At 32.9% G+C, this 4,968-nt stretch carries 3 protein-coding genes; all 3 read left to right on the top strand.

The window, feature by feature from the left end; translation table 11 throughout:
* Positions 1-143: 143 nt before the first annotated feature.
* Complete coding sequence (gene fdhF, locus ACMOUI_RS06065; RefSeq protein WP_418964837.1) at positions 144-2,804, top strand: formate dehydrogenase subunit alpha; 2,661 nt, start codon at positions 144-146, stop codon at positions 2,802-2,804.
* 10 nt (positions 2,805-2,814) lie between these two features.
* The gene (locus tag ACMOUI_RS06060; protein WP_418964836.1) at positions 2,815-4,536 is read left to right on the top strand and encodes a [FeFe] hydrogenase, group A; all 1,722 of its coding nucleotides are present in this window, start codon (positions 2,815-2,817) and stop codon (positions 4,534-4,536) included.
* Positions 4,533-4,968: molybdenum cofactor guanylyltransferase (locus tag ACMOUI_RS06055; RefSeq protein ID WP_418964835.1), on the top strand; the 436-nt coding region annotated here is incomplete at its 3' end. The genes ACMOUI_RS06060 and ACMOUI_RS06055, both read left to right, overlap by 4 nt.

The following is a 4,968-nucleotide window of genomic DNA, read 5'->3' as shown; positions in this document are numbered from 1 at the left end:
GTAAGGAAAACGGAAAAGAGAGGTTTGTGAAAAAAATATTATTGTTTTTTTACATAAAAAAAGTGACTAAAAGATATTTTTTATAAAATAAAAAACTTTTATACTTTTTAAAGTTGATAAAAAAATAGAGGGAGGAAAGATAATTGAGTATAAAAGTCAATAAAAAAGAGTATGAATTTATAAAAGATAAGACTCTTTTGGACTTTTTAAGTGATTTAGATATAACAATTCCAACATTATGCCATGATAAAAGAATAAAACATAATGAGCAAGAGTGCGGAATATGTGTTGTAGAAGTTGATGGTAAACTTGAAAAGGCTTGTAAAACCATGTTAAAAGACAATACAGCAATTAAAACTCATAGTGAATTGGTGCTTAAAAAGCGTAAAGAGATCTTAGAAAATATAATTAAAACTCATGCTCTAGATTGCTTAGGATGCAAAAAGTCAGGCGAATGCAAATTGCAAGACTACTGTTATGAGTATGAGGTACATCAAAGAAAAAACTCTTATATGGAGGATTTAGAGATAGATGATTCAAATCCATTCTATACAATAAATCCCAATAAGTGTATAGCTTGTGGAAAGTGTGTAGAGATTTGTAAAAACTTACAAGGAAGCAGCATATTGGAGTTAAAAGAGGTAGAGGGAAGAAAATTTGTTGGACCTAAATCTTCTGAAAAAGTTAATAATACAAAATGTATGTCTTGTGGGAACTGTGTTAGCGTTTGTCCAGTGGGGGCACTACTACCAAAAGAGAAGGAAAAATTTAGACTTTGGGAAACGAAAAGTGTTAGAACAACATGCTCATACTGTGGTGTAGGATGTCAAATTGATTTCTTGGTTAAAGACAATAAAATAGTGGAGGCAAAACCGGCAAATATATCACCAAATGATGGGTTACTATGTGTAAAAGGAAAGTTTGGATACAAGTTTGTAAACCATCCTGATAGAATAAATACCCCTTATATAAGAAGGGATGGAAAATTAGAACCTGCTTCATGGGAAGAGGCTTATAATCTTATTGGTGAAAAAATGACAGAGATAAAGAAAAAGCATGGAGCTGATTCTTTTGGAGGGTTGACTTCTGCGAGATGTACAAATGAGGACAACTTTATCTTTCAAAAACTTTTTAGAGCTGTAATTGGAACAAATAATATAGACCATTGCGCTCGTCTTTGACATAGTTCAACAGTTGCCGGGTTAGCAACTACGTTGGGAAGTGGAGCTATGACTAACAGTATAGATGAAGTTGTAGACTCAAAAGTTATTTTTATAATAGGATCGAATCCAAGAGAGAATCATCCTGTTATAGGAGCTAAAATAAAAACGGCTAAATTAAATGGCGCAAAAGTGATTGTTGCCGATCCTAGAATGATCGATTTAGCTGATGATGCAGATGTATTTTTACAATTAAACTTGGGAACAAATATCGCTCTTATCAATGGAATGATCCATGTAATAATAAGAGAAAATCTATATAACGAAGAGTATGTGAAAAAAAATACCGAAAACTTCGATGAGTTAGTAAAAATGGTAGAGAAATATACACCGGAGTATGCTGGGAAAATTTGTGGAGTATCGGGAGAGTTAATAGAAAAAGCTGCTAGACTTTATGCTAGTGATGTGGCTTCAATTTTTTATGCTATGGGAATAACACAGCATAAAGCTGGAACAAATGGGGTTATGAGCTTATCCAATTTAGCTTTACTATGTGGAAATATAGGGGTTAAATTTGGAGGAATCAATCCTTTAAGAGGACAGAATAACGTTCAAGGGTCTTGTGATATGGGAGGACTTCCAGATTCATATCCCGGATACCAAAAAGTTTATAATCCAGAGATAAAAAGCAAGTTTGAAAAAGAGTGGGAAGTGGAGCTAAGTGATAAAGTTGGATATACAATTCCAGAGATGATGCATAGGGCTTCACACCATGAATTAAAATGTCTCTATATAATGGGAGAAAATCCAATGGTTTCAGACCCGGATATAAATCATATAAAACATGCCTTAGAATCATTGGAATTTTTGATAGTACAAGATATATTTATGACAGAGACAGCGGAATTGGCGGATGTTGTTTTACCAGCTCTTTCTTTTGCAGAGAAGGATGGAACATTTACTAACACTGAAAGAAGAATCCAAAGGGTTAGAAAAGTTGTGGAGAGAGATGGAGTAGAACCAGATTGGAAAATTATAAACAATATTATGAATATTTTAGGTTATAAAAAAGTCTATGCTTCAGCAGAGGAGATAGCGGAGGAGATAGCTAAATTAACTCCACAATATAGAGGATTAAACTATAAAATAATCGATAAAATTGGGATAGCTTGGCCTATTGGTAAGGATGGAAAAGGAACTTCAATCCTTCATACAGATAGTCCTATGAGAGGGAAGGGGCTCTTTGTTCCTTCAGAACAGGAGCTACTGGGAGAGAATCAATGTGGTCAATATCCATATCTATTAACAAATGGTAGAAATTTATACCATTATCATACAAGAACTATGACTGGAAAAGTAGATGGATTAAATGAAAAATCTCCAGATTCATATATTGAGATACATCCACAAACAATGAGAAAGCTGGATATAATTGAGGGTGAAACTATAAAAGTTATATCTAGAAGAGGGGAGATTCTAACAAGAGTAACTCCTAATGAAGGTATATTGGAAGAGTTATTCTTTATGCCTTTCCATTTTGCCCAAGGAGCTTGTAACGTATTGACTGGAGCGGATCGTATAGATGAGAAGTGTGGAATTCCAGAGTTAAAAGTGACGGCAGTGAGAATAGAGAAGTTAATTTAGTGGAGGAGTTATGAATTTTCAAATAGAAATTGATGGAGTTTTAACAGATATAGAGTCTACACAAACAATCTTAGAAAAATGTAAAGAGTTAGGTATAAATATACCTACTCTTTGCCATCATGAGGATTTGGGTTCACAGAAAGTTTGTGGAATCTGTATTGTTGAATGTGATGGGAAGTTTTTAAAATCTTGTGAAACATATCCAGAAAAAGGTATGGTTATAAAAACCAGAACTCCCAAAATAGTGGAAAAAAGAGAGAAAATCTTAAAAGAGATTATGAAAAATCACCCAAATGATTGTTTAACTTGTGAAAAATCTAAGGGAGATTGTGAATTACAGAATATATCTTTTGAATATAATATAATAAATAGAAACTTAACAGATATAAAAAGATATGAGATAGATAGCAGCTCTTCAGGAATAACTAGAGATATGAATAAGTGTATTCTATGTGAAAAATGTGTAGCTGTCTGTAAAGATATACAGGGATTGGGAATTTATGAAGTTATTGAAAATAATGGAGTAAGAGAGATAGTTATAAGAGATAGAAAAAAACTGGGAGAAACTCAATGTGTTTCTTGTGGACAATGTGTTAAAGTATGCCCAGTGGGTGCACTAACAGAAAAAAATAGTGTGACAGAGTTAAATAGAATTCTAAAAAATTCAGAAAAGCATATTATAGTTCAGATGGCTCCTGCAATAAAACATACAATTGGAGAGGAGTTTTTCATTGCACCAGGAGTAGATGTAACATCTAAAATGGTTGGAGCATTGAAAAAATTAGGATTTGATAAAGTTTTTAGCACAGATTTTTCAGCAGACGTGACAATAATGGAGGAGGGAACTGAATTAATTGAGAGATTGATAAAGGGTAAAGGTAAACTACCTATGTTCACCTCTTGTTGTCCAGGTTGGGTAAACTATGTAGAACAATCATATCCAAATTTTATTGATAATTTATCTAGTTGCAAATCTCCTCAACAGATGTTTGGAGCATTGGGAAAATCATATTATTCAGATACTTTAAATATTCCCAAAGAGAATATATATGTAGTTTCAATTATGCCTTGTACTGCTAAAAAAGGTGAGAGTGAAAGAGTACAGATGCAAGAGGCTGGAGTTAGAGATGTAGATTTAGTAATAACAACAAGAGAGTTTGCCAAATTAATAAAAATGAATAACATAGATTTTAACTCTTTACCTGATAATTTAACTTATGATTCCTTTATGGGAATGGGATCAAGTGCTGGAAGAATTTTTGGATCTTCTGGGGGTGTTATGGAAGCTGCCCTAAGAACAGTGAGTCATATTTTAACAAATGGGCAATTAAACCAGATAGAGTTTGAAAATTTAAGAGGATTTGAAAATGTAAAATCTGGGGAGATATCATTGGGTGATAGGATAGTTAAAGTTGCAGTAATAAATGGTATTGGATCAGCTAAAAAAGTTTTAGATGCCATTGAAAGAGGGGATGTATCATTTGATTTTATAGAGGTTATGGCCTGTTATGGAGGATGTATAAGTGGTGGTGGAGCGCCGATTCCAGATAATTTAGAGGTTAGAAAGGCTAGAATGAAGGGTATGTATTCATTTGATTCCAGTTCAGATTTAAGAAAATCTCATGAAAATATAGAGGTTATCAATCTGTATAAAGATTATTTGAAAGAACCTTGTGGACATAAGAGTCATCATATTTTACACACTACATATTCTAAAAAAATTAAGGCATGAAATACAAAAAAAGTGTGATCTTATTGGCTGGAGGAAAGGGAAGTAGATTAAACTATGTGGATAAGAGTTTTTTAGAGTTTAAAGGTAAGCCATTTTTTGAGCTTATAGTGGAAAAGCTTGAAAACTTTTCAGAAGTTATAGTTATCTCCAACTCTCCTGAAAAATATTTAAAATATGATATTAAGGTAATAGAGGATGAAATAAAGGATATAGGTCCATTGGGAGGGATTTTTACAGGTTTAAAAAATGCTTCAAATGAGGAGTGTTTAGTTCTCTCCTGTGATACTCCATTTATAGAGAGAGAGTTTATCGAATATCTCGGAAAAGTGGAGGGGAACTATGATATATCTATACCCGTTCATAGTTTTTATAAGGAACCTCTATGTGCACTGTATAAAAAAAATAGCTTAAATGAAATTAGTACATCTATTG

Origin of the sequence: Cetobacterium sp., assembly GCF_048470075.1 — a bacterium.
Lineage (GTDB): Bacteria > Fusobacteriota > Fusobacteriia > Fusobacteriales > Fusobacteriaceae > Cetobacterium_A.
This window is presented reverse-complemented; position numbering and strand designations above follow the sequence as displayed.